Origin of the sequence: Parabacteroides acidifaciens, assembly GCF_003363715.1 — a bacterium.
GTDB classification, from domain to species: domain Bacteria; phylum Bacteroidota; class Bacteroidia; order Bacteroidales; family Tannerellaceae; genus Parabacteroides; species Parabacteroides acidifaciens.
Genome location: NZ_QREV01000015.1, coordinates 25,698 through 50,947, shown reverse-complemented (window position 1 = coordinate 50,947; position 25,250 = coordinate 25,698). Strand labels below are relative to the sequence as shown.

Here is a 25,250-nt window from a genome sequence, read left to right as displayed (position 1 = left end):
TTTATATCTTATTGTTAGAGGCGGATTGCGCTTTGTTCATGATACGCAACAGGTTGCCTCCCCATATTTTGGCAATATCGTTTTCCGTATAGCCTTCTTTGATCAGGCGGACAGTGATGTTTATCAACTCGTTGCTGGCGCGGCATCCGATCAGTTCGCCGTCTCCGTCGAAGTCTGAACCGATGCCTACATGGTGGATTCCGATCAGGTCGACAATGTGGGTGATGTGGCGGATAGCATCGCTCAGGGATGCCTTTTCGGCGTCTTCATTGATAAATCCTTTGTAGAGGCATACTTGTACCACGCCGCCTTGTGCCGCTAATGCTTTCAACTGTTCGTCCGTCAGGTTGCGGGGATGGTTGCAGAGTGCACGGGCGGAAGAATGGGAGGCGATAATCGGGTAGGCACTGGTTTCCAACGCATCGTAGAACGTGCTTTCTGCGGCATGCGAAATATCGACCAGTATGCCGAGTTCATTCATTTTGCGGATCACATCTTTCCCGAAAGGACTCAGTCCGTTCCATTCCGCTTCGCCCCGTGCCGAGTCGCAGATATCATTGTTCCCGTTGTGGCAAAGGGTTATGTAAGAAACGCCCATGTCGCGGAAGCGGGTGATGTTTTCGAGGTCTTTGCCGATGGCGTATCCGTTTTCCAGGCCCAGCATGATTGCTTTCTTGCCGGCTGCTTTCAGAACGTGTACTTCCTGAGGCGTATAGGCGATACACATACGGGGACGGTTTATATCCATCTGCCGGTGTATTTCCTGCAGGCGGTTTATCGCGTAGTCGGTTGCTTTCTGCAACGATGCGGTGTCTCTCGGCCCTTGCGGGATGTAAGCGACCATGATGGCTGCATCTATCAATCCCTCTTCCATAAGGGGAAGATTTACTTTGCCGCCTTCTTTATGGCCGATGTTGAACTCGCCCGGGAAAATCATCGGGGTGTCGGTATGCGAATCGAGCGTCACGTTCCGGTGATGGATGCGTTTGGCTTCTTTGAACAGGCGGGACGATTCGACGTGATGCCTGAATAGTTTCAACATCTGTTCGTCATCGTTAGCCGCCATTGCTTCGGGATGCCATTGTACGCTGAATATCTCCTTTTCAGGATGTTCCATTGCCTCGTTGATGCCGTCGGGAGCTGTTGCCGTCGCGATAAATTCGGACGCAGGCTCTTTGATGGCCTGATGGTGGAAAGAGTTGACCAAGAGTTCCGGCGCTCCGTCCAATATAGTGCTGAGCTTGGAAGTGCTGTCGCTAAGCGTGACGGAATGGGATGCCTGCTCACGGGGAAGCGTCTGGCTGTGCTTCAGCAGTTTTAGCTCGTGTTGGGAGTGGATATCCTGATAGACGTCGCCGCCGAATGCTACGTTCAGTATCTGGTGGCCGCGACATATTCCCATAACGGGCAGTTGGTGGTTCGTAGCCAGACGGAGTAGAATCAGGTCGTATTCGTCCCGGTAGCTGTCCACATCCTGCAGAGCCGGGATCGGTTCTTCCTGCATGTAAAGCGGGTTGATGTCGCCGCCACCGCTCATGACCAATCCGTCCAGTCCGTTAATGATAGCCGTCAATGCTTCGATATCCGTGATTACGGGAACTAAAACCGGAGCGCCTCCGGCTTTCAAGACTGCCTGTACATACGTTTCGGCTATACATGAAAGTCCGTCTTTCCGGTTAGCGGATATTCCTATGCGGGGAGGTTGAAGACGTTCTTTTTTCGGTATATAATTATCAACTTCCCTGTAGAGGGCCTCTAAATTCGGACGGCGGACTTTCATAGAATTATGAGTTATGAATTATGAATTATGAAGAAATAGTCGGATGGGCATGCAATTTTAGTTTCATGCCCATCCAACTGAAATTGCATGCCCATGGGATTCTTTACGCATCAATATTCGCATACGTAGCATTCTCTTCGATAAACTCGCGGCGTGGACCAACATCTTCACCCATCAGCATGGAGAATATCTGGTCTGCTTCGGCTGCGCTGTCGATTGTGATCTGCTTCAGCGTACGGTTTTCCGGGTTCATGGTCGTGTCCCACAACTGGTGGTCGTTCATTTCTCCCAAACCTTTGTAGCGCTGTGTATGAATCTGGTTCTCATTACCTCCGCCATATTTGTCGATAAATACCTGGCGTTGCTGGTCTGTCCAGCAATACTCTTCGATCTTACCTTTCTTACACAAGTAGAGGGGAGGAGTAGCCAGATAAACATATCCGTTTTCGATCAACGCACGCATGCGGCGGAAGAAGAAGGTCAGGATCAGAGTGGCAATGTGGCTTCCGTCCACATCGGCATCGGTCATGATGATCACCTTGTGGTAGCGCAGTTTGCTCAGGTTCAGTTCCTTTGGGTCGTCTTCGGTTCCGATGGTCACACCCATTGCGCGGAAGATGTTCTGGATTTCTTCGCTTTCGAAGATCTTGTGGTCCATTGCTTTTTCCACATTCAGGATCTTACCGCGAAGCGGCAGGATTGCCTGGAAGTTACGGTCGCGTCCCTGCTTGGCTGTACCGCCTGCAGAGTCCCCTTCGACGAGGAACAACTCGCAAAGGGCGGCGTCTTTGGACGAACAGTCTGCCAACTTGCCGGGAAGACCGCCGCCTGTCATCGGTGACTTGCGCTGTACCAGTTCGCGTGCCTTACGGGCAGCCTGGCGTGCCTGGGCAGCCAGGATTACCTTGTCGACAATAACCTTGGCTTCTTTCGGATGTTCTTCCAGGTAATAGCCTAATGCTTCGCCGATAGCCTGGTCTACCGCGCCGGTCACTTCGTTGTTCCCTAATTTCGTCTTGGTCTGCCCTTCAAACTGGGGTTCCGCTACCTTGATCGAGATAACGGCTGTCAGACCTTCGCGGAAGTCGTCACCGGAGATTTCAACCTTTGCCTTTTCCAGCAGTTTGGAGTCGTCCGCATACTTTTTCAGTGTACGGGTCAAACCGCGGCGGAAACCGGACAGGTGCGTACCTCCTTCTATGGTGTTGATATCGTTTACATACGAGAATACGCTTTCGTTAAACGAGGTGTTATACGTCATGGCCACTTCTACCGGAATACCCTGTTTTTCCGTTGTGATGTGGATCACGTCCGGGATCAGCTGTTCTTTGGAACGGTCTACGTAACGGACAAATTCTTTCAAACCTTCATCGGAATGGAATGTGTCGGATTTATAGCTGCCGTCCTCTTTCGTGACGCGTTTGTCTGTCAGGGTAAGCGTGATACCTGCATTCAGGAAGGCGAGCTCACGTAGGCGGGTGGCCAGAATCTCATATTTATATTCTGTTACGGTAAAGATGCTTCCGTCCGGCTTAAACATGATCTTTGTTCCTGTCGTGTCGGTTTCGCCGATAACTTCGACGGGATGGAGCGGCTTGCCGCAAGCAAATTCCTGCATGTGGATTTTTCCGTCGCGGCGGACTTCTGCTCTCAGGTAAGTGGAAAGTGCGTTTACACAGGATACACCTACGCCATGCAAACCTCCGGATACCTTGTAAGAGCCTTTGTCAAACTTACCTCCTGCATGGAGAACGGTCAATACAACTTCAAGCGCAGAGACGCCTTCTTTCTCATGAATATCTACCGGGATACCACGGCCGTCGTCTGTTACCGAGATGGAATTGTCTTCGTTTATCACTACTTCTATTCGGGAACAGTATCCGGCTAATGCTTCATCAATAGAGTTGTCAACAACTTCGTATACCAAATGGTGCAGGCCTCTTTCGCTGGTATCGCCAATATACATGGACGGTCTTTTACGCACTGCCTCTAACCCTTCAAGCACCTGAATACTGTCCGCAGAGTACTCTGTAGAAGTATTCTTAATTTCTTCACTCATGAGTCTTTATCGTTTAAAATCTGTAATTATCTGTCTGTCTAAAAAAGCTAACAAATATAGTGAAAATAATTGACTTAGAAGGTATGGATAGTGTGAAAATAGTCAAATGTGGAGATATAACAAAAAAAGAGACAAAGTTCAACTTTGTCTCTTTCTAAAAGGTAGCCCGTGGGGGAATCGAACCCCCCTTTCAAGAATGAAAATCTTGCGTCCTAACCGATAGACGAACGGGCCGGCGGTTTAAAAAAGCCGGGCTGATTAATTAGTCCGGCTTTATACTATATAAAGTATAATACCTTTATTATGCCAGTCCGTTAACGTGTTTTGCCAATTTGGATTTCAAGTTGCCGGCCTTATTCTTGTGAATAATGTGTTTTTTAGCAAGCTTGTCCAACATAGAGCACACCTTCGGATACAGAGCCTGAGCTTCGTTCTTGTCTTCAGTAGCACGCAAAACCTTCATTGCATTTCTTGCAGTCTTTGCATAATATCTGTTATGCAGACGCTTTGCGTTGGTCTGTCTGATTCTCTTAATAGATGACTTGTGATTTGCCATTGTTAGCTATTCTCTTTATTTATTCTTTAATCCTGTTTATTGTAGCCCGTGGGGGAATCGAACCCCCCTTTCAAGAATGAAAATCTTGCGTCCTAACCGATAGACGAACGGGCCATCCTGTCAAAGTTCTCACTTTCAGCTCTCTGGGATTGTTGATTTCCCGATTGCGAGTGCAAAGATAGATGTTCTCTTTAAACTGGCAAAATATTTGAAGGGAAAATATATAGAATCTTTCGCATTTAACATCTATTTCGAACTCATGTCCTGCAGGTGAATTTCCAATGCGTTGACTGAAATGTTTATTTCCCAGATACATACGCATAGTGAGGCGGCCAATAGCAAGAGTCCGACTCCGAATATCCAAGCTGCGATGATTTGCCAGGAGATGTAGATGAAAAACATCGATATCACGCAAAAGAGCAGGCTGAGCAGTCCTAATATTTGCATGGAACGCGTCAGATACAACCGTTTCCGGAGGTTGGCAATCTGTGCGACATTTTTCGGATCGTGTGTCTGCTGGTGCTTTTCTTTTAACGTACGCACGAGGCTCGCATACGAAATGAACCGGTTTGTATAAGCCAGAAGGATAAGCGAGACTGCCGAGAAGAGCAACGACGGAGTGGTAAGCGTAAGTTCCTGCATATTATATGTACTTTATAATTTAGTAGTTTGTTATGTAATAAAACAAAGCGGAAAAGGAAAATGTTGTAACTTTGCTATCCAAATAACGGTGATATGTTGTGTAAAACGCGTGGGATTGTCCTGCATTCCATTCCATATAACGATAAGTACTCTATTATATATATGTACACGGAGGCTTTCGGACGTGCTTCCTATCTGGTTGCCCGCAGCCGGGGAAAGAAGTCGTCTGTCTCGAAAGCGCTCTTTATGCCTCTTTCGGTTGTGGAAATGGAAGTCGAGCATCTGAATAAGCGTGATTTGCACCGCATTCGTGAAACGAAACTTTGCTATCCGCTTACGGAGTTGTTTTGTAATCCGGTCAAGAATGTACTTGCGCTTTTCCTGTCCGAAGTCCTTTTCCGGGTGGTGAAGGAGACAGAACCGGATTCGCGGCTTTTTGAATATCTGTATGAGTCGATACAACTGTTGGAGCTGTCGGATAAAGGGGTGGCGAATTTCCATCTGGTGTTCTTGCTGCGGCTTTTATATTATATGGGGATCTATCCGAATGCGGATTCGTATGTGGCAGGTTCCTGTTTTGATATGCTGAACGGTGTGTTTGTCGAGCATATTCCGATGCACCGCCATTATCTGAACCGGGAGGAAAGCGTGGTCTTTGCCCGGTTGCTGAAGATTAGTTTTGAAAATATGTCCTTATATTCTTTTTCCCGTCAGGACCGCGTGAACGTCATCAGCCGTATTCTTGAATATTATCGTTTGCACCTGCCGGATTTCCCCGAAATAAAGTCCCTATCGGTCATGCAAAGTCTGTTTGATTAACAGATTGCTCCTCCAAATACTTGCCAGTTTGCGGAAAAGGTTATACTTTTGCCCGCACTTACAACAAAAAGGGCTCTGTAGTTCAACGGATAGAATAGAAGTTTCCTAAACTTTAGATCCGAGTTCGATTCTCGGCGGAGCTACAAAAAAGGCAATCATTTTCTGATTGCCTTTTTTGTTACCAGTAGAATGGTTCGAATGTAACCCGATCTCCATTGAGGAGGCATTTTAAATATCTGTCGCTAATTCGGACATCCTCGTAATAATCAGTCCCATTTGCATACTCTACATAGAAAGAATCAAAAAAGTTGTCTTCCCAATCCCAGTAAAAACTTGTTTTCAGTTCGTCGGTCATACCATTGGGATAATAGATAATTGTAAAATCCTTTCCTGTATGGTCATCATAGAAATCAAGCCGTTGCTCGCATTCGTATCCATCATTATTTGTATAAAAATCAACCCAAGTATTATTGCATAAAGCATCGGTTGCCCAACCGTAGTCATCGTAATACGGATCATCCTCACAACTGTTGAATAAACAGAATACTGACAGCAATAACAAAAAACCGAGTATATTTTTCTTAATCATAGTCCCATACATTTATATTCAAGAGACAAAGATATGAATAAAAACTATATGCTACTCATTCCGGCAACTCCTCTTCTTTTTCCTCTCCCCATTCCCCATTATTGAAAATGCTGATCTGGAAGGTGTCGTCGGATTCTGAACGGCTGTAGAGGCGGCCTTTGTAGCGGATGATTTTGTTTTGTTCCGGTAGGATATTGTCGATTTGCCGCTCACGGATCAGTTCATCGCTTTGGGCGATGGCGGAGAGGTGGACGGATATTTTGTTGTCGGTCGCTGGAATGAAGGTGTAGAAAGAATGTGTTTTATTTACTATCCCAATATCTTCGCTCTTGAATATATATGAAAGGGTTTGTTTTTTCAATGTCTTGATCCCCAGGCCGGTTGTGATGTCCAGCTGATTGGCTACCCCGTCGATCTCCATATCGAATTGTTTGAGCTCGTCGGAAACCGAGTCGGTAGCCATAAATTCGATGCGGCTGACAATGCGTTCCAGAGTAATGTCTTCATTGATTTCATCGGTAGCTCCTATTTTTAGGGGCAGTGCTCCATAGAATGTATCGGAAACGTTATCGAAAGAGAAAATGGAATTGGATAATGTTGCCGTTTTTGAGTTATGTGCCAGGAAATAAAATGTATAATCCCCTTGCGGCAGGCTGTCGTAGACAATACCGAAGTCGATATCTTTGTCTGAGGCATCGCAAACGAATTGTTTGTTTTTGACATAAACGGGCGCATCCGCTTCTTCCGTCTTTTGATATACAGCATATTCAATAGTAGTACATAACTCCTTCAATTCTTTATCTCCCTCTGCTTTTGACACCGATGGTTCCGGTATTGTATTATCGGGCATACTGCGGGTGGCGGGAAAAGACACGACTTCTTTTTCCATTTGAATACTGAATTGGACGGGATAAATTTCTTTTTCCGGATTAACGACTTCCTCGAGTGAGGGATTGTTACTACAGCCTGTCAGGTAAAGCACACAGGCAAGTGCATATAACACTTCTCTTTTCATAGCTAAGCTTTTTGTTGTTTCTAACGGAAGCAAAGGAAACATAAAACTTTAGAAATAAAAAATATTTGCAGATAAATTTAAAAAGAAATTTTATATTTGTCGAATAGACACAATGTAGTAACCTTAAAAATAAAGAGAAACATGGCACGTCCTGTAACATTATGTACGCTGCAGTGGGGAGATCTCCCGCTGGAAGTTGTTTGTGAAAAAGCAAAATCATTTGGTTTTGATGGTGTAGAGTTGGGTTTGCCTTCCCATTTGGATGTTCGGAGGACAGATCCCGAGTATTATCAGGGTATCAAGGCTATGCTTGATAAACATGGTTTGAAACTGTTTTGTATCTCTAACCATCTGATCGGCCAGGCTATTTGCGATAATATAGACCAGCGCCATAAATCGATATTGCCCGATTGTATTTGGGGAGACGGTGATCCCGAAGGTATTCGCCAGCGTGCAGCCGAATATATGATCCAGGCTGCCCGTGCCGCTAAAATGTTAGGTTTGAATATCGTAGCCGGTTTTACCGGCAGTTCGATCTGGCAATGGCTTTATTCTTTTCCGCCTGTTTCCGATGAAATGATAAATGAAGGATATGCTGATTTTGCACGGCGTTTCATACCGGTTCTGGATGCGTTCCAGGAGTTGGGAGTTCGTTTTGCTCTTGAGGTCCATCCTTCCGAGATTGCATTTGATACCTATTCTGCCCGGAAAGCGCTTGAGGTAGTCAATTACCATCCGGCTTTCGGTTTCAATTATGACCCGAGCCATCTGGGATACCAGAGTGTTGATTATGTTGATTTCATCAACCAGTTTTCCGACCGTATTTTCCACGTTCACATGAAAGATGTGTATTGGAGCGATACGCCTAAGCAGATCGGTGTTTTCGGTGGTCATTCGACGTTTGGCGATGCTCGCCGCTTTTGGAATTTCCGCAGTCTGGGACGTGGCAAAATCCAGTTCGAGGAGATTATCCGTGCCTTGAACGATATCGGCTACCAGGGACCGCTTTCAGTCGAGTGGGAAGACAGCCGCATGGATCGTGAGCATGGCGCTCGCGAATCCTGTGCTTTTGTGAAGCAGGTCGATTTCGAACCGTCGGCCCATGCTTTTGATGCCTGTTTTGAGAAATAAGAAGTGGTGTTCAGAAAAGAAAATAAATGCGATTCTTGCCGATACCGGTAAGAATCGCTGTCTTTAAAGCGGTTTTTGGCGTAAAACTTGCCGATAGCATAGTGTATCGTGGCTTACTGCGCAAGATAACTATAAAGCAATTTTGGATTACTTTCAAGTCCGGTATGCATAGCTTTTGTTAATTGTTAAATGATACAATAACCCCCTTTTCCGGTCATTTTTCTATTTCGTCCGAAAAGTTGATCCATTTTTGATTGACTTTTTTCACCGTTTCACCTCTCTTTTTTGACAACAGGCGGAGTGAGATGCCGGGGGCATTACAAAAAGCGTGCAGTTTGTTTGCTGAAAGGCGCAAATACTGACAAAGTGATAAACCTTAACTCCCGGAGAATCGCTTGTAGCAAAATAAAACGGACCGCGCTTCAAATATCCAAAGGAAATTTTGGTGGTTTTTTGCCCTGAAAACGGTCCTCTTTTCAATTACGACCGTCCAAATCTCAATTACGACCGTCTAAATCTTTGCGGGCTGCCGAGTGCACTACCTATTGGGACGGTCATAATGGCGAAGAGGACGGTCGCAATGGCAAAGAACTCCCGAAAAAGAGGAAAAAGTCCCTTTTTGAGGCTGAAAAACATGATTAACATTTGTTTGCTTTCGGGGGCGTTTTGGGGCTTTGAAAAGAAATTTTGTACAATAAGGTCATTGGAAAATTAAAGAATACCATTCTAAGGTTGAAAGAGAATTTTCTAATATGAATTTGAATAAAAGTGATGTAGTTCGTATATGAATATTTTGAGAAAAATCAATCAGGTGAGTGGAAGCTTAAAATATTATCAAGGTAAGCAAAATCGAATGTCCTTATATGTACAGATAGATTTGAAAAATAGGTATCTTTGTCGTTAAACGAAATATAAGTAGCGATGATTTTATGTTTTTTGTTTTAATTAGTATGATGTGTATGATTATGGAAGACTGTAAAATTCAATTATTATTATCAATTATGAGTAAATTGCCATCTCAAAGTTTATTGTATGTTGGTGATTATATTAATAATGCATTTAATGATGGTTGTATTCTTGATATTAAAAGATATTTGTCAGATATAGGCGTGTATAAAAATCAATATGACTATTGTTTTAAACTGTCTTCTGATTGTATACTTTATTTAGAACAGAAACTAATAAAAGACGATAGTCTTATCGATTATTTTTGTCATTATGCTATTTTGCATGATAATCGAATATTGCTAAAGGTATATGATGGACACATCTTTTCTATAGATAAGTCATTAAATATTTCATGTGATTTGTTAGATGAATGTGAAAATGGTGGTTTGACTATATATGAAGAAGAGTTTAATGTAAATGTGATATAGCATGAAATATCTATTTTATGATTATTTTTATCATGATGTAGTGATAAAAAGTTTATTATGTAATTTTGCTGATGTCGAAAATAGTAATTCAATTCAGTTTGTATTAAATATTTGTGATGCTGATGTTGAGGATGATAACTTGTTGGATTTTGAAACGCAAGTAAAGTGTGTTTTTAGAAATGTGCATCGTTCTTATATTGATTTACATCATAATATAGTAGGTGATTATTATATATCATCTTCCGAAATAAATGATAAAGATCCGATCTTGATAGAATATAAAGAGGAAATGAAGAATTATATTTCAATGGAAAGATTGTGTAAATTGAAATGTTATTCTATTTTTACTAATGGAGGATGTGTTAAAATAATATCAGAAAATGATGTTGAAATAGTAAATAATAGTTTGTGATTAAAAAAGTACGGATCATAATGAAATTGGAAAATTAGAATGATTAAGGATTAATTTATATAAGTATATATGGAAATTTCTATTAATTGCTCTGTGCTTTCTGTTGAGTTTGACAAAACATCAAAGCGTGAAGATTTGGATATTCTGGATCAAAAGATGAAAGAATTTTTCTTTAAAAAAGAATATCTTGAAAGTGTTGCTCAATATGATATTAGCTTGATCTGTGTTAGTCCTGGATTTCAAAATTTTTTTAACCCCAGAAGACCTAAATATTATAAAGATAAATGTATGAAGGGTCTCACTGTGGAAGAAGTGCGATTAACAAAACTGTTTTCTTGTGAATTAGTGTTGAATTATGATGCTTTTATTGTGTCTGATAGAAAAGAGGGGTATAATATTATTGCAAATACAGTGATGCGGTTTCTTGAAGAGCTAAAGTATCCAATAGCGATAAAGAAATTCGACAAGAAAAGATTTAATGAAGATATGAAAGCATTTTTTATCCAGATGGGGTGTAATATTTAGTTTGCGGAATGAAATACGGTCTAAATTCTGGAAATAGTATGGAATAAAGAAATAAAGATATGAAAGATGAAAGAAGAAAGCGAATAGTAACAAAGATAGGGGATGTTTTTTGCTCAGAAATTGATGGCCGATATAAAAGATATTTCCAGTATATCGTTAGTGATATGGAACAACTGAATAGCTCTGTTATCCGTGTGTTTAAGACACATTATCCAATGGATAATAAGCCGGAAATAGATGATATAGTGAAGGATGAAGTTGAGTTTTACGCCCATACAGTGTTAAAATCTGGAGTTGTGTATAATGCCTGGTATAAGGTGGGGAAATCAAAAGATACAGGCAGTGAAGAATATAAAAAAATTTTGTTTGGAACTGCGCAAGAATGCATAGTTCATTCTCCGACAGAAATAGAATGGGTAGATCCTGCTGAAAATTGGTATGTCTGGCATATAAATGAACCTCATATACGGATAGGAAAGCTTACTAAAGATATCCAACCTGTAGAGATCGGTTCTGTGATGTCCTATCTTGATATAATTGATCGTATGCAATATGGCCGATATACATTCAAATATAAAGGCTATAAAGATAAGTGATTATTTGTGATATTTTAAATCATTTATTAGGCACAGTCTGAAAATATAAAAGCGATTGCACTTTCTGTTATAGAAAAAGCGATTACTCCTGGAATATTAAAATGCTATTGATAATCAAGTAGGTAAATAGAAACATGAAAACTAAACAGTAAATAGTATGAACTTTTTTGATTATATGTATTGTCGATTATATTGGTGGAATACTAAGATGATAAAAGAGAAAAAAACTCCTACTTTTTATTCAATTGTAGGACTTTCTGTTTTTCAATCTTTTGGGATTATTCCTATTATGGATATATGTGGAATATCTATTGGAAATTCCACGTATATTAATGCAGTCTTATCTATTTCACATTTTTATTTGGTTTTAGGTATAATCGTATTAATTGTAGATTTGATTTATTATAATAAGAAAAAGCGCAAAAAATTATATACAACATTCGCTAACCTTACTGTTGATAAGAAGAAAAAACTGGATATACTTTGTCTGTCTTATATTCTAATTATCATTGTCTCAAATATATTGTTAAGTAATTATATGAGATTTAGATACGAAGGATGATAACTTAATTTTGTGAATGGACATAGGATATCGGGACAACTTTTTCCATTCACTTCGGCGTATAGTAGTTTGCTGTTCATGGCTCTCTCTTTTTGTTTCAAAGGACAAAATTGTAAAAATATGGCATATCAGGAATGTATATTATATCAACTCATTTGCCGATTCTCTGAAAACAAAGTTGAATTTTGTCATTGTTTATCATTTTATAGTCCCTATCTTTACAAAGAAACCATAAATAAGCAATGGCATGAAAAACATATTCCTATTGATTTTTCTGGTAGTCATCAATAATCCTTTGTGCTCCCAATTTGTGATGTCTAAAAGCACATCAGATAGAATAGAGGGAAAGCTGAAAAAAGAAATTCTGGATAAAGCGTCTCTCCGTTGCTGGTATGAATTTACCCAATATTGTTTGAATGAGGGGGTGAAAGAACAGGTGGTTGATACTTTTACTTTGGATATAGGACCGAAGTATTCTGTGTATTATGATCAGAACCGTATTATGCGGGATTCTCTGGATAGGGCTGAGGGTGAAAAGCTAAGACCTCGTGTCAAGTTGATTAGGCAACATATGACAAAAGGGGAAATCGATGCTTTACGTGGGCAAGGCGACGGGAATTATCGGGAACTGCTGAGCAAGGGAGAGACTGCCGTGTTGTATAAAGACAGAAAAAGGCAGAAAGCGACCATCATAGATGGTTCTATTACTGAAATGTATAAATGTATGGATGAGATACCTCTCCAATCATGGGAGTTGAAGGAAGATACAATGACCATTTTAGGCTATGTCTCCCAAAAGGCGGAAACTACTTTTCGAGGTAGGAGATATGTTGCCTGGTTCACACCGGATATCCCATTACAAGATGGTCCCTGGAAGTTGTATGGATTGCCGGGACTTATTCTAAAAGTTGTGGTTGACGATGGTCTATTTATCTTTCAGGCGATTGGGCTCCAAAAACTGGACTCTTTTCCTATTACGATGAACAAAGACCAATATGTGACGACCGACAGAAAACAAATAAGGAAGTTAGCGTTTAAGAAAAACAATAAACGACATTTTTTAGGTACTGACGGTACTTTCTCGATGAGTTTCGAAGCTGATAAACGTATATTTGACGAACTGGAGCGGGAATGAAGTCCCGGTGTGTACTATATTGCCTTTTTCTGGTATCTTCTTTATCTTCACAAACCCTGATCAGAGGAACTATTACGGATAAGAAAGCCGGACAAGCCGTAGATGCTGCGACTGTCAGTCTTTATGCGCTTAGGAGTAATCGGATTTTGGCTTATACCCAATCGGATGAAAAGGGGGAATATCAGATTGTTTATAATGGGAAACAGGATAGCCTCATTTTGGCGGTTGCGGGTTTTAACCTAAAGAAAGTGGTAAAAGATATTGCAAATGAAAGCCAGACGATTAATTTCGTGGTGGGGGATGAGGTGATTTCAATTAAGGAGGTCATTGTGGTTGCTCCAAAAATCAATGAGTCCGGAGATACACTGAATTATAATGTGGAACGATTTACGGACGAGACGGACCGGACGCTGAAAGATGTACTCCGGAAGATGCCGGGGATACAGGTCTTGGATAATGGGATGATTCTTTACCAGAATAATCCGATCAACCGTTTCTATATAGAGGATATGGATTTATTGAAAGACCGGTATGGGATTGCGACCAATAATCTGAATCCGAATGATATTGCGACTGTGCAAGTCCTGCAGAAACATCAGCCGGTCAAAGCACTGAAGGACTATGAGCCTTCATCTGATGCTGCTATAAATCTGAAATTAAAAAAGTCGGCCAAAGGTGTCGTTCTGGCTACCGCACAATTGGGGGCTGGGGCTTCACCGTTATTGCTAAGTAATGAACTGGTGGGCATGTATTTCTCTAAAAAGATACAGGATTTGGCTGTTTATAAGGGAGATAACTCCGGGAGGGACGTTACCGGCGAATTGAATAGCTTATATAGTTTGGAGCCGGAAGTCCGAAACTTGGATATTTTCCACGTTTTAAAGCCAGCGTTACCGGCAGTGAGTCAGCAGCGGTATCTTTTTAACGATGCGCATATTGGAACGGTGAATCATTTGCAGGCATTGAAAAACCATTATACTTTAAGTACGAATGTCCATTATGCTTATGACGAACCGAAGAGGGAGAACAGTACGGAAACTGATTATTACCTGCCGGGCGACAGTTGTTTGAAAATAAGGGAGTGTAACTTTTCCCGATTGTATCAGAACCGGATGGATGCCAATGTGGAACTGAACGCGAATACGGATGATTTCTATTTGAAAGACCGGATTAAGGCGGAAGGACGGTGGGATAAGGAAAACGGCCGTATTTTTACCGGTGACTCGATTCGTGAGCATCTGGATAATCCTATATATGGACTTAGTAATCAGTTTGAATGGGTGAAAACGAACGAGCAGCATATGTTTAAGGTAACGTCGTTTGCCGGTTATAAAGATATGTCGCAAACATTGGAGGTTTCTCCTGTTTTGTATGACGGAATATTGCCGCCTGCCACATCGGAGATGGCTTGGATGAAACAAAAAGCCCGGATGAAAGATTTTACTGCGGCCAACTCGTTTACGTATGGCCGGAAAGGGGCGGTGGTGCAAAATTATTCATTGGACTTTAATGTCCGTATCCAACATTTGAAGAGTAATCTGCTGCTTGTGGATAACACGGTGGAAACGGCTGGAGGAGACTCGCTCTCGAATGACCTGAAACGGGAATCGTATGAATGGAAACTTCATCTTGCGCATAGTTTTACATTAGGGTCTAACACGAATTTCCATCTGTTTTGTCCGGTTCGCTATCTGTTGGTCCGTGAGCGGGACAATATAGTCGGAGAGAAGACGCATGCTTCCCATTATCTTTTTGTGGAGCCGTTTCTGGTATTGGAACAACGGATTTCGGCTTATCTGTCTTCTTCCTTAAATTATTCGTTTTCTCAAGAGGTTTCGGGAATAGAAGAGGCTTATACCGGAAGTGTCATGACTTCGTACCGGGAGCTTTTGCGGAATGACGGGATACGCGACCGGCAGAAGCAACATACGCTTTGGTGGATATTGGATTATAAGAGTCCGTTTTCTTCTATGTTCGGTTCTTTCACGACTTATTATACGCATACGCGTTCTCGTTTGCTGAGCGAATATCTGTATGAAGGAATTTTGATGCGCAAGTCGACATTGCAGCATCCCAACAATATCCAGTCGCTTTTTTCTGACTTTGTGATAGGAAAAGACCTGGATGCGATAAAATCTTCGTTTTCGTTGAAGGCCGACTACCGTTATAATCGTTCTTTACAGATTTTGCAAGGGATGATTTCCGGTTATCGGTCTCATGCCGTTTCGTTGGGTGGTTCGTTTCATGCGAAATTGAATCGAAAAGTAATCTTTGATTATAAAATCCGGGGAACATGGAATAAAAGCCTGTTTCAGGAGAGCGAGTTGCCTGTTGCTCCTGTCTGTTTACTTTCCCAGCGGTTATCATTCAACTGGTTACCTGTTAAGGAATTGATCGCAGGCTTGTCGTGCGAGCATTTCTACAATGACGCGATTCGTTCCGGAAGCCGCAATATGTGGTTTGCCGATCTGAACCTGTCTTATACCTTGAAAACAGTGGAGTTCCGTTTGGATTATACGAACCTCTTTAATACCCGTCGGTATGTATCGACTGTCTTTAATGAGACGGGGCGCTATTATACCGAGTACGATTTACGTCCCGGAGAGATATTGCTCAGGGTACGTTTTAAGTTGCTGTAAACTTATACATTCTTTCGCATATCTCTATGCAAAGTATTATATTTTGTTATGATCAAATAATATCTTCCATTACCGCCGAAAGATATATGATTAACAAAATTGTCAGTTTTGATATTCTATCTCTGTTCAAGATTAGCATAATGAAAGAGTGAATGGATAGGATTTAAACAAAAACAACACGCTGCTCTTTTGTCAATCCCTTAATTATAACTACTTTTGTGGCTGAAGAAAAAGTAAAAACTAAAGTATGAAAAAGATTAGAGCTGCCATTGTTGGATATGGCAATATTGGGAAGTATGTATTAGAGGCCCTGGAAGCTGCTCCTGATTTTGAAGTAGCAGGTGTTGTACGTCGTAATCCGAATGATATTCCGGACGAATTGAAAGGGTACACTGTCACTGATAATATCACAAAACTGGATAAAGTGGACGTTGCTGTTTTGGCGACTCCGACCCGTAGCGTTGAAACGTATGCCAAAGAAATCCTTTCTTTAGGTATCAATACGGTGGATAGCTTCGATATTCACGGAAGTATTGTCGACTTGCGCCGTTCGCTGGACGCTGTGGCCAAGGCTCATAATACCGTGGCGGTAATCTCTGCCGGATGGGACCCGGGAAGCGACTCTATCGTTCGTGCGTTGTTGCAGGCTATCGTTCCGAAAGGCATTACATATACAAACTTCGGACCGGGTATGAGTATGGGACATACGGTTGCCGTTAAAGCGATCGAAGGCGTAAAGGCTGCCCTGTCTATGACAATCCCGATGGGAACAGGTGTTCACCGCCGTATGGTTTATATCGAAGTGAAAGAAGGATATGAATTCGATAAGGTTGCTGCTGCTATCAAGGCGGACGACTATTTTGTACACGACGAAACGCATGTGATCCAGGTCGATTGTGTGGATGACCTGAAAGATATGGGACATGGTGTAAACCTCGTTCGCAAAGGCGTTTCCGGTAAGACACAGAACCAGTTGATCGAGTTCGACATGAAGATCAACAACCCCGCTCTTACTGCACAGATTCTGGTTTGTGTGGCCCGCGCAAGCTTCAAGCAGCAGCCCGGCGCTTACACGATGATCGAATTGCCGGTGATCGATATGCTTTATGGCGACAGAGAAGACTTGATTAAACACCTTGTTTAACAATTAGAAAAGATTATGCTTGATTTTATTACCTGGACGGCTGACCCCGCCATCTTTTCCATTGGTTCGCGTGAAATACGCTGGTATGGATTGGCATTCGCCATCGGATTCCTGATCGGTTACAAGATTGTGGAGAAGATGTGGAAAAGAGAAAAACTCAATCCGGCATGGATCGACTCCCTGCTGATTTATACGATGTTAGGGACTGTCATTGGTGCCCGCCTGGGACATTGCCTGTTCTATGCTCCGGAATATTATCTTGCCCACCCGATCGAAATACTGAAGATATGGGAAGGAGGACTCGCCAGCCACGGGGGAACGTTGGGTATAATTATAGCTGTCTACTTTTATTCCAAGCGGGTCAGTCATCGCAGTATGCTTTGGACATTCGATAAGCTGGTTGTTCCGACCGGCCTTGTTGCGGCTATGATCCGTTTGGGTAATTTGATGAATCATGAAATATACGGACATCCCACCGACTTGCCGTGGGGTTTCCGCTTTATTGAGAATTTACACGCCTGGAAAAGAGGGGCGGAGCCTATCTTCACCGTTCCCAGCCATCCGACACAGCTTTATGAGGCGGGTGCTTATTTAGTGACGTTCGCTATCTGTATGTGGCTTTATTTCAAAAGGAATGCCTGGAAAAAGGAAGGACTTATCTTTGGCGTATTTATGATTTGTGTATTCGGTTCGCGCTTTTTCATCGAGTTCCTGAAAAACAATCAGGAAGAGTTTGAGGCTAATATGATGCTGAATATGGGGCAGTGGCTCAGTATTCCGTTTGTTTTAGCCGGGATCTACTTCGTATGGCGTGCACTGAAGAAAGGAGATGTGTCTCCCAAGTCTTAACTTTCAATTTTCAATTTTCAACTTTCAATTAACAAGATGTACAAATTAAAAGAAATAGCAGATAAAGTTTACTACGTAGGTGTAAACGACCGGCAGAAAGCTCTTTTTGAGAATATGTGGCCTTTGCCTTACGGTGTGTCTTATAATTCCTATCTGATCGTGGACGAAAAGACGGTCCTGGTCGATACGGTGGATGTATGTTATTCCGATATTTTCCTGAAAAAGATTGCGGATGCACTTGACGGACGTTCTTTGGACTATCTGATCGTGAACCATATGGAACCCGATCATGCGGGCAGTATCCGTTTGTTGCGCCAGCAATATCCGGATGTGCAGATCATCGGGAACAAGCAGACTTTCGGAATGTTGGCCGGCTATCATAACATTACAACCGGGTTGTATGAAGTGAAAGAAGGCGATACGTTGAGCATAGGCCGTCATCAGTTGTCATTCTATATGGCTCCGATGGTGCACTGGCCGGAGGTGATGGTCACTTATGATTCGACGGATAAAATCCTTTTTTCGGCAGATGCTTTCGGGACGTACGGGACATTGGACGGCGGTGTGATCGATTCGGAAATGAATGTGGAACATTATTGGGAGGAGATGATCCGCTATTATTCCAATATTGTCGGTAAATATGGAAATCCCGTGCAGCGTGCTTTGCAGAAACTGTCGGCGTTGGATATCCAGACGATCTGTTCGACTCATGGCCCGGTGTGGCGTGAATATGCGGCAAAAGCGATTGATATCTATGACCGCATGAGCCGTTATGAAGGTGAAGATGGTGTCGCGATCGTATATGGCAGTATGTATGGCAATACCGAGCAGATGGCAGAAGCGATTGCAGCATCTTTAGCTGCGAACGGTGTGAAGAACATCGTGATGCACAATGTCAGCAAAAGCCCCGCTTCTTATGTGTTGAAAGATATTTTCAAGTATAAAGGCCTGATCATCGGTAGTCCGACTTACAGCAACCGCCTGTTCCCAGAAATAGAATCGATCCTCGATAAGATCGAAACGCGCGAAGTGAAGAACCGTCTGTACGGATATTTCGGCTCTTTCACCTGGGCGGGTGCGGCAGTAAAGAATCTGGCTGCTTTCGGCGAGAAGATGAAATGGGAAGTTGTCGGTGTTCCGGTCGAGCAAAAGCAGGCTTTGAATGCTGATAAATATGCAGAGTGCTGGGCTTTGGGAGAAGCAATGGCTGAAAAATTGAAAAAAGAGAATTGAGAATTGAAAATTCTTGGTTGGAAAGAATAAAGATATTACTTTTAGGAACGAAAGAACTAAATTAAAAAAAGCATTATGAGACTAATTATTGAACCTGATTACGAGCAACTCTCAAAGTGGGCTGCCAATTATGTAGCTGCAAAGATTAAGAAAGCTAATCCAACAGCAGAGAAACCATTTGTATTGGGCTTGCCTACCGGCTCTTCTCCTTTAGGCATGTATAAGAACCTGATCGAACTGAACAAACAGGGAGTGATCTCTTTCCAGAATATCATCACTTTCAATATGGATGAGTATGTCGGCTTGCCGAAAGATCATCCTGAAAGCTATCATTCTTTCATGTGGAACAACTTCTTCAGCCATATCGATATCAAGCCGGAGAATGTCAATATCCTGAACGGTAACGCAGAAGATCTGGAAGCGGAATGTGCAGCTTATGAGGCCAAGATGAAAGCCGTAGGCGGTGTAGACCTGTTCCTGGGCGGCATTGGTCCTGACGGGCATATCGCTTTTAATGAACCGGGTTCTTCTCTGGTTTCACGTACTCGCGTTAAGTCTCTGACTACAGATACGATCATCGCTAACTCCCGTTTCTTCGACAACGACGTAAACAAGGTGCCGAAGACTTCCGTTACGGTTGGTGTGGGTACTGTGTTGGATGCAAAAGAAGTATTGATCATGGTAAACGGTCACAACAAGGCTCGTGCTTTGCAGCAGGCTGTGGAAGGCGCTGTCAACCAGATGTGGACAATCACCGCCTTGCAGATGCACCCGAAAGGCATCATCGTTGCCGACGAAGCTGCCTGTGCAGAAATTAAAGTCGGCACATACAATTACTTCAAAGACATCGAGAAAGACAATCTTTGTCCCTGTTCTTTGCTGAAATAAGATTTTTATTATACCATAATAAGTTTTGATTAAGAGTGAAAGGCTGTATCTGCGATAGATATGGCCTTTTTTACTGACTATTTATCTGATTCATATTTTAAATATCCCTTAACTCTGATTCGATCCAGTTTTGTTGTTTTAAGTTGTAACCTCAAATTTATGTCGGCGATGGATTTTATAATCTCTTCAAATAGCTGGTCATTAGTTTCCTGGTCTTTATTCAGACTTTCTATATCATCGTCCATTTCGGATTGTCGGGATAAAATAAGTTTTATCTGTTCTTTAAGCTGAAGCAATTCAGCTTGATTGATAGGTGAAGAGAAGGCATATTGTCTTACTTTTACGAAAGCGCGCATAATATTGATATTTACCTGTACGGCAATAGGAGAGCGTAGTATGCCGGATAACATTGCAACTCCCTGTTCGGTAAAAGCATACGGCATATATCGAGAGCCGCCCCAACTTGAGGTTCCAAAATGGAACCTCAAATGATTAAATTCCTCTTCGGTAAGCTGAAACATAAAATCCGGAGGAAATCTGTCAGGATTACGTTTGACTGCCTTGTTTAGATTTTTTGTTTCCACGGCATAGAGATCAGCCAAGTCTTTATCCAGCATTACACGCTGGCCGCGTATTTCATAAATCTTACTTTCGATAAGTGTAGGTTCCATAGTTTGATATTTATGGTTAAGAATAAATTTATTTGCAGGTAAAAGTATGCAAATAAATCCTTACAACCTATTCTTTCTTAAGCAAAATCAAAAAAAAATATTTTTACTGATTGAACATATCCTTATTGTAGAAGTTCATGATAGAGATCAGCTGATTGTGAGCGATTTGGGCGGGGCTGTCGGGGTTCAGGTCGATGGCGGTGAGATAGTTGTTGAGGGCCTGGCGGACATCGCCTTTCTTGCGGTAGGCATTGCCGCGCAAGTAGTAAGCTTCATCCGATAAAGCGTTTTTTTCTATGTATTCATCCAACAAACGAATGGCTTCATCTGTTTTACCATCGGTAATAAGTTGTTTAATAGTTTCCATCGTGTAACATTTATAACAAATAAGCAACAAAGATATATCAGATAGCCTTCTATACATTATAATACAGTTTAAAAAAACTGTTTTTTTGTGGCTGATGTACGGTTACGTTAATTATTTGTGTAAGTTTGCACCCGATTTCAAATAGATAAGACGTTATTATGCAAAAGAATCTGGTAATAGTGGAGTCACCCGCTAAGGCAAAAACCATTGAAAAGTTCCTCGGAAAAGATTACAAGGTCATGTCAAGTTACGGCCACATCCGCGATCTGAAGACGAAAGAGTTCAGTATTGATATCGAGCACGATTATGCTCCGCAGTATGTAGTGCCTGCCGACAAGAAGAAGCTGGTCAGTGAACTGAAGTCCGAAGCTAAGTCTGCTGAACAGGTATGGCTCGCATCCGATGAGGACCGTGAGGGGGAAGCGATCTCCTGGCACCTGTATGAAGTATTGGGCTTGAAGCCGGAGAAAACGAAACGTATCGTCTTTCATGAAATTACCAAGAATGCTATTTTGCATGCTATTGAAACACCGCGCGATATTGATATTAATCTGGTGAACGCCCAGCAGGCACGCCGTGTGCTGGACCGTATCGTGGGTTTTGAGCTTTCGCCGATCCTTTGGCGCAAGGTGAAGCCCGCCCTGTCTGCCGGACGTGTGCAGTCGGTGGCTGTCCGCCTGATTGTGGAACGTGAGCGCGAGATTAACGATTTTGTCAGCGAAGCCGCTTACCGTGTGATTGCCAATTTTATCCTGCCCGACGGGACAACGGTACTGAAAGCCGAACTGAACCGCCGTTTGAAGGATAAGAAAGAGGTGGAAGTTTTCCTGGAATCCTGCAAGAGCGCTTCGTTTACCATTGACGATATTACTACCAAACCAGTAAAGAAATCGCCTGCGCCTCCTTTTACCACTTCAACCTTGCAACAGGAGGCTGCCCGTAAATTAGGATATTCCGTTTCGCAGACCATGATGATCGCGCAGCGTTTATATGAATCCGGATTGATCACTTATATGCGTACCGACTCGGTAAACCTGAGTGACTTGGCATTGGGAACTGCGAAAGAAGCTATTTTAGATACATACGGCGAGAAATATTACAAATTCCGCCAATACCATACGAAGAGCAAAGGTGCACAGGAGGCGCACGAAGCAATCCGTCCGACCTATATCAGTAACGTGGAAGCCGGCAACTCCCCGCAGGAAAAGAAACTGTACGAGTTGATCCGCAAGCGCACGATTGCCTGCCAGATGGCGGATGCCGAACTGGAACGCACGACTATTTCGGTCGGAATCAGCGGACAGACGGAACGTTTTGTCGCTGTTGGCGAAGTGATCAGCTTCGAAGGTTTCCTTCAGGTATATATGGAAAGCAACGACGATGATGTGGAAAAGGATAAAGAACAGGACAACGGCCTGCTCCCTCCGGTAAAACTGCATGAAGTCCTGTCGTTGAAAGATATTGTGGCAACGGAACGTTTCACACAGCGTCCGCCGCGTTACACGGAAGCCAGCCTGGTCCGCCGTCTGGAAGAACTCGGTATCGGACGTCCTTCTACCTATGCCCCGACTATCCAGACCATCCAGAACCGCGAATATGTGGTGAAAGGAGATAAGGAAGGTACGGAACGCGCCTATACGGTTATTACGCTGTCAAAAGGAAAGATCAAGGAGGCAGAAAAGACAGAGATTGTCGGTGCGGATCGCAATAAATTGATGCCGACCGATATCGGTACAGTGGTAAACGACTTCCTGATGGAGTATTTCCCGGATGTGTTGGATTATAACTTTACCGCCAGCGTAGAAAAGGAATTTGACTCAGTGGCAGACGGCGAGTTGGTTTGGACAAAAGCGATTGACAAGTTTTATAAGATATTCCATCCGATCGTGGAAGCTACGGCTGCTGTTAAGACGGAACATAAGGTCGGGGAACGTCAGTTGGGTATTGATCCGAAGAGCGGTAATCCGGTATTTGTGAAGATCGGCCGTTATGGTCCTGTTGTTCAGATCGGCGTTGCCCATACGGAGGATAAGGAAGCTCCAAAACCTCAGTTCGCCTCTTTGCTGAAAGGACAGTCTATCGATACGATTACGTTGGAAGAGGCTCTGAAGCTTTTCGACCTGCCCCGTACGATCGGTGAATACGAAGGAAAAGTGATGGTTGCGGCTATCGGTCGCTTCGGTCCGTTTATCCGCCATGACGGCAAGTTTGTTTCCATTCCGAAAGACCTGAATCCGTTGACGATCACTCCCGAAGAGGCGATCACTTTGATCGACGAGAAGCGGAAGAAAGACGAACAGCGTTTCATCAAGAAATTTGAAGAAGATCCGGAAATGGAAATCCTGAACGGTCGTTTCGGTCCCTATATCTCTTATCAGAAAGCGAACTATCGCATTCCTAAGACGGTTACAGACCCGACTGCCCTGACATTGGACGATTGTAAAAAGATCATCGCTGATGCTGCTGAGAAACCGGCGACTGGTAAGAAGACAACACGTAAAAAGAAAGCGTAATAATAAAGATCATAATTAAGCCCTTCAGCCTTCAGACATTCACACACTGTGAGTTGTCCTGAAGGCTGAAGGGCTTTTCTTTTTTGGGGAGTCTGTAAATGATGATTTATGCTTCTATCCCTGTAAATACCTTTAGTGCATATCCGATTAGGAAGCTGAGTGCTGCAACGCTGAAACTCAATACGGCCATTTCGGTAAACCGCTTGCGGAAGCTTTCGCTTCTGGCTACGGAATAGTAATAATTGAACAGGGCGATAATCAACAAGGCGGAAACCAGCATAACGCCTAAAGCCACCAATACATTACTGATAAAGATGAACGGTGCCACCAACGCTATAACCGTGAAAATATATGCGATCCCGGTATAGATCGAGGCCTTTACAGGACGTTTTCCATCCCCGCCTTCCGATTTTGTAGAGAGATATTCGGACGAAGCCATCGAGAGGGCGGCGGCAATTCCTGTAATACTTCCGGTCAGGGCGATTAGTTTCGAATCGCTTAATGCCAGCGTAAAACCGGCCAGTGCACCGGTAAATTCCACCAATGCATCGTTCAGCCCCAACACGACGGACCCCATATATTCGAGCCGCTCCTCATTGATCAGGGCAATAAGTTTTTCTTCGTGCTCGTCTTCATCCTTTGCTATCTGCAGTAATTCCGGATAATCTTTATAGGCGGCATAGCCGTCTCTGGACTCTTCCTCGCTTCCTTCCATCAGCTTGATGGCGAAAGTAATGCCTAAGATACGGGCCAGAAGATAGTACTTTAGGATTTTCCATTTGAAAGGCGCCACATCCTGTCCGGTATATTTCTTCAGGACGGCGTAATGCCCTTTTTCATCGGCAGAGATGCGGAGCAATACATCCCGGTTTGCCGGATTTTTCTCGACGGCAGCTAACTTCGTATAAACAATGCTCTCCGTGATTTCATTCCGCTGAAACCGAAGGAGAGCATCGTATGTTTGTTGATCTATATTCATACTATTGTTTTATACAATCAATGATTTCTGCATCGAATGCATCGGATAGGCATTCTTTCTCAATAAACTCCGGTGAAAGTTGTTTCACATAGTCTATAATGTTGGCTTTTAGCCCGTAAGATCCTAAGATTTCCGTGATGTCGCGTCCGTAAACCCGGCAAGTCGCTTCATCTCCGTAGACCTCCTGCAATTCCTTTTTGGAGAGATGGCCGAGTTCACGGGTGGTGTCGCCCTCGATGGTATCTACAATCAAGGCTCTGCCTCCGGGACGCAGTACCCGGTGTATCTCCTGCATGGCTTTCCGGTCTTCCGGCACGCAATACAGAATGTGGGAACAGATAATCAGGTCGAACGAATTATCTTCGTAAGGAATCTGTGTGATGTCGACTTGATAAGTCGCCACATTCGGATTGAGGTCTGCATCCCGGTAATCGCCCACGTAAGGTGATTGTCTCAGAAAGTCCTTCAAGCCTTTCACCGGAGCGAAATGGAGAACTTTCAGTGGTTTCTCCGTATCCTTGAAGACTTCGTTCCGGATGTACATACAAAGAATGCGGGTCCGTTCCAGAGAAAGGCAATGCGGGCATTTGATGTTCCGGCGCAATCCCAGATTGCCGTGAGAGAGGAAACGGCGGGATGATTTGCCGCAACAGCAACATTCGTACCGGTCCCCTTTCAGTAATACCGCTTCTATTTTATATAGAGCGTAATGGAGGGCGATCCGCTGTCTCTCGCTCACTAACTTTCTGTATAAGCTTTTAATCATTGCT

At 43.1% G+C, this 25,250-nt stretch carries 23 protein-coding genes and 3 tRNA genes; 14 read left to right on the top strand and 12 right to left on the bottom strand.

Translation table 11 applies throughout. The annotated features are described in order from the left end of the window. Nucleotide 1: 1 nt before the first annotated feature. From DWU89_RS08575 to DWU89_RS08550, 6 genes are all read right to left on the bottom strand, one after another. The gene (locus tag DWU89_RS08575; protein ID WP_115499235.1) at nt 2–1,780 is read right to left on the bottom strand and encodes a gamma-glutamyl-gamma-aminobutyrate hydrolase family protein; all 1,779 of its coding nucleotides are present in this window, start codon (nt 1,778–1,780) and stop codon (nt 2–4) included. 103 nt (nt 1,781–1,883) lie between these two features. Then, complete coding sequence (gyrB, locus tag DWU89_RS08570; RefSeq protein ID WP_115499234.1) at nt 1,884–3,839, bottom strand: DNA topoisomerase (ATP-hydrolyzing) subunit B; 1,956 nt, start codon at nt 3,837–3,839, stop codon at nt 1,884–1,886. 162 nt (nt 3,840–4,001) lie between these two features. Continuing rightward, nucleotides 4,002–4,073, bottom strand: a tRNA-Glu gene (locus DWU89_RS08565). 67 nt (nt 4,074–4,140) lie between these two features. Then, the gene (gene rpsT / locus DWU89_RS08560; protein ID WP_115499233.1) at nt 4,141–4,395 is read right to left on the bottom strand and encodes a 30S ribosomal protein S20; all 255 of its coding nucleotides are present in this window, start codon (nt 4,393–4,395) and stop codon (nt 4,141–4,143) included. A 42-nt stretch (nt 4,396–4,437) separates the two neighbouring features. Continuing rightward, nucleotides 4,438–4,509, bottom strand: a tRNA-Glu gene (locus DWU89_RS08555). A gap of 132 nt (nt 4,510–4,641) precedes the next feature. Beyond that, nucleotides 4,642–5,037 (bottom strand): DUF2721 domain-containing protein, encoded by a 396-nt coding sequence (locus DWU89_RS08550; protein ID WP_115499232.1) that lies wholly within the window; start codon nt 5,035–5,037, stop codon nt 4,642–4,644. Nucleotides 5,038–5,130: 93 nt separating this feature from the next. Here DWU89_RS08550 and recO point away from each other — a divergent pair, with 93 nt between their 5' ends. Both recO and DWU89_RS08540 read left to right on the top strand, forming a co-directional pair. Beyond that, nucleotides 5,131–5,856 carry a DNA repair protein RecO gene (gene recO / locus DWU89_RS08545; protein WP_115499231.1) on the top strand — a complete coding sequence of 242 codons (726 nt, stop codon included), beginning with the start codon at nt 5,131–5,133 and terminating at the stop codon, nt 5,854–5,856. A gap of 71 nt (nt 5,857–5,927) precedes the next feature. Next, a tRNA-Arg gene (locus tag DWU89_RS08540) sits at nt 5,928–5,999 on the top strand. Between the two features lie 35 nt (nt 6,000–6,034). Here DWU89_RS08540 and DWU89_RS08535 read toward each other — a convergent pair. Both DWU89_RS08535 and DWU89_RS08530 read right to left on the bottom strand, forming a co-directional pair. Then, entirely contained in the window at nt 6,035–6,445 is a 411-nt protein-coding gene (locus DWU89_RS08535) for a hypothetical protein (protein WP_115499230.1), read from the bottom strand. A 55-nt stretch (nt 6,446–6,500) separates the two neighbouring features. Then, nucleotides 6,501–7,460 (bottom strand): FimB/Mfa2 family fimbrial subunit, encoded by a 960-nt coding sequence (locus DWU89_RS08530; protein ID WP_115499229.1) that lies wholly within the window; start codon nt 7,458–7,460, stop codon nt 6,501–6,503. 141 nt (nt 7,461–7,601) lie between these two features. Here DWU89_RS08530 and DWU89_RS08525 point away from each other — a divergent pair, with 141 nt between their 5' ends. The 11 genes from DWU89_RS08525 (at nt 7,602) to nagB (ending at nt 19,950) form a co-directional block, all read left to right on the top strand. Beyond that, nucleotides 7,602–8,591 (top strand): sugar phosphate isomerase/epimerase family protein, encoded by a 990-nt coding sequence (locus DWU89_RS08525; RefSeq protein WP_115499228.1) that lies wholly within the window; start codon nt 7,602–7,604, stop codon nt 8,589–8,591. A 965-nt stretch (nt 8,592–9,556) separates the two neighbouring features. After that, nucleotides 9,557–9,967, top strand: coding sequence for a hypothetical protein (locus DWU89_RS08515; protein WP_147292108.1), 411 nt, complete (start codon nt 9,557–9,559; stop codon nt 9,965–9,967). 1 nt (nt 9,968) lies between these two features. Then, nucleotides 9,969–10,379 carry a hypothetical protein gene (locus DWU89_RS08510; RefSeq protein ID WP_115499225.1) on the top strand — a complete coding sequence of 137 codons (411 nt, stop codon included), beginning with the start codon at nt 9,969–9,971 and terminating at the stop codon, nt 10,377–10,379. Nucleotides 10,380–10,448: 69 nt separating this feature from the next. Continuing rightward, the gene (locus DWU89_RS08505; RefSeq protein WP_115499224.1) at nt 10,449–10,904 is read left to right on the top strand and encodes a hypothetical protein; all 456 of its coding nucleotides are present in this window, start codon (nt 10,449–10,451) and stop codon (nt 10,902–10,904) included. Nucleotides 10,905–10,963: 59 nt separating this feature from the next. Next, on the top strand, nt 10,964–11,500 hold the full coding sequence (locus DWU89_RS08500) for a hypothetical protein (protein WP_115499223.1): 537 nt from the start codon (nt 10,964–10,966) through the stop codon (nt 11,498–11,500). Nucleotides 11,501–12,309: 809 nt separating this feature from the next. Continuing rightward, nucleotides 12,310–13,197, top strand: coding sequence for a GLPGLI family protein (locus DWU89_RS08490; RefSeq protein WP_115499221.1), 888 nt, complete (start codon nt 12,310–12,312; stop codon nt 13,195–13,197). Further along, the gene (locus DWU89_RS08485; protein WP_115499220.1) at nt 13,194–15,836 is read left to right on the top strand and encodes a peptidase associated/transthyretin-like domain-containing protein; all 2,643 of its coding nucleotides are present in this window, start codon (nt 13,194–13,196) and stop codon (nt 15,834–15,836) included. The genes DWU89_RS08490 and DWU89_RS08485 overlap by 4 nt, the downstream gene beginning before the upstream one ends. Before the next feature lie 247 nt (nt 15,837–16,083). Continuing rightward, a complete protein-coding gene (locus DWU89_RS08480; RefSeq protein WP_115499219.1) occupies nt 16,084–16,980 on the top strand; it encodes a diaminopimelate dehydrogenase in 897 nt (298 codons plus the stop codon). A gap of 15 nt (nt 16,981–16,995) precedes the next feature. Then, nucleotides 16,996–17,829, top strand: coding sequence for a prolipoprotein diacylglyceryl transferase (gene lgt / locus DWU89_RS08475; protein WP_115499218.1), 834 nt, complete (start codon nt 16,996–16,998; stop codon nt 17,827–17,829). 36 nt (nt 17,830–17,865) lie between these two features. Then, the gene (locus DWU89_RS08470; RefSeq protein WP_115499217.1) at nt 17,866–19,062 is read left to right on the top strand and encodes an FprA family A-type flavoprotein; all 1,197 of its coding nucleotides are present in this window, start codon (nt 17,866–17,868) and stop codon (nt 19,060–19,062) included. A 75-nt stretch (nt 19,063–19,137) separates the two neighbouring features. After that, the gene (nagB, locus tag DWU89_RS08465) at nt 19,138–19,950 is read left to right on the top strand and encodes a glucosamine-6-phosphate deaminase (RefSeq protein WP_115499216.1); all 813 of its coding nucleotides are present in this window, start codon (nt 19,138–19,140) and stop codon (nt 19,948–19,950) included. A 77-nt stretch (nt 19,951–20,027) separates the two neighbouring features. Here the strand turns inward: nagB and DWU89_RS08460 are convergent, their stop codons facing one another. Next, nucleotides 20,028–20,621: an ORF6N domain-containing protein gene (locus DWU89_RS08460; protein ID WP_115499215.1), complete on the bottom strand. Its 594-nt coding sequence runs from the start codon at nt 20,619–20,621 to the stop codon at nt 20,028–20,030. Between the two features lie 103 nt (nt 20,622–20,724). Then, nucleotides 20,725–20,988 carry a tetratricopeptide repeat protein gene (locus DWU89_RS08455; RefSeq protein ID WP_115499214.1) on the bottom strand — a complete coding sequence of 88 codons (264 nt, stop codon included), beginning with the start codon at nt 20,986–20,988 and terminating at the stop codon, nt 20,725–20,727. A 158-nt stretch (nt 20,989–21,146) separates the two neighbouring features. Here DWU89_RS08455 and topA point away from each other — a divergent pair, with 158 nt between their 5' ends. Beyond that, nucleotides 21,147–23,501: a type I DNA topoisomerase gene (gene topA / locus DWU89_RS08450; protein WP_115499213.1), complete on the top strand. Its 2,355-nt coding sequence runs from the start codon at nt 21,147–21,149 to the stop codon at nt 23,499–23,501. Between the two features lie 106 nt (nt 23,502–23,607). On the opposite strand, the gene DWU89_RS08445 is transcribed toward topA, so the two are convergent. Next, complete coding sequence (locus DWU89_RS08445) at nt 23,608–24,480, bottom strand: VIT1/CCC1 transporter family protein (RefSeq protein WP_115499212.1); 873 nt, start codon at nt 24,478–24,480, stop codon at nt 23,608–23,610. A 1-nt stretch (nt 24,481) separates the two neighbouring features. After that, complete coding sequence (locus DWU89_RS08440; protein WP_158543357.1) at nt 24,482–25,219, bottom strand: class I SAM-dependent methyltransferase; 738 nt, start codon at nt 25,217–25,219, stop codon at nt 24,482–24,484. Nucleotides 25,220–25,250 lie beyond the last annotated feature (31 nt).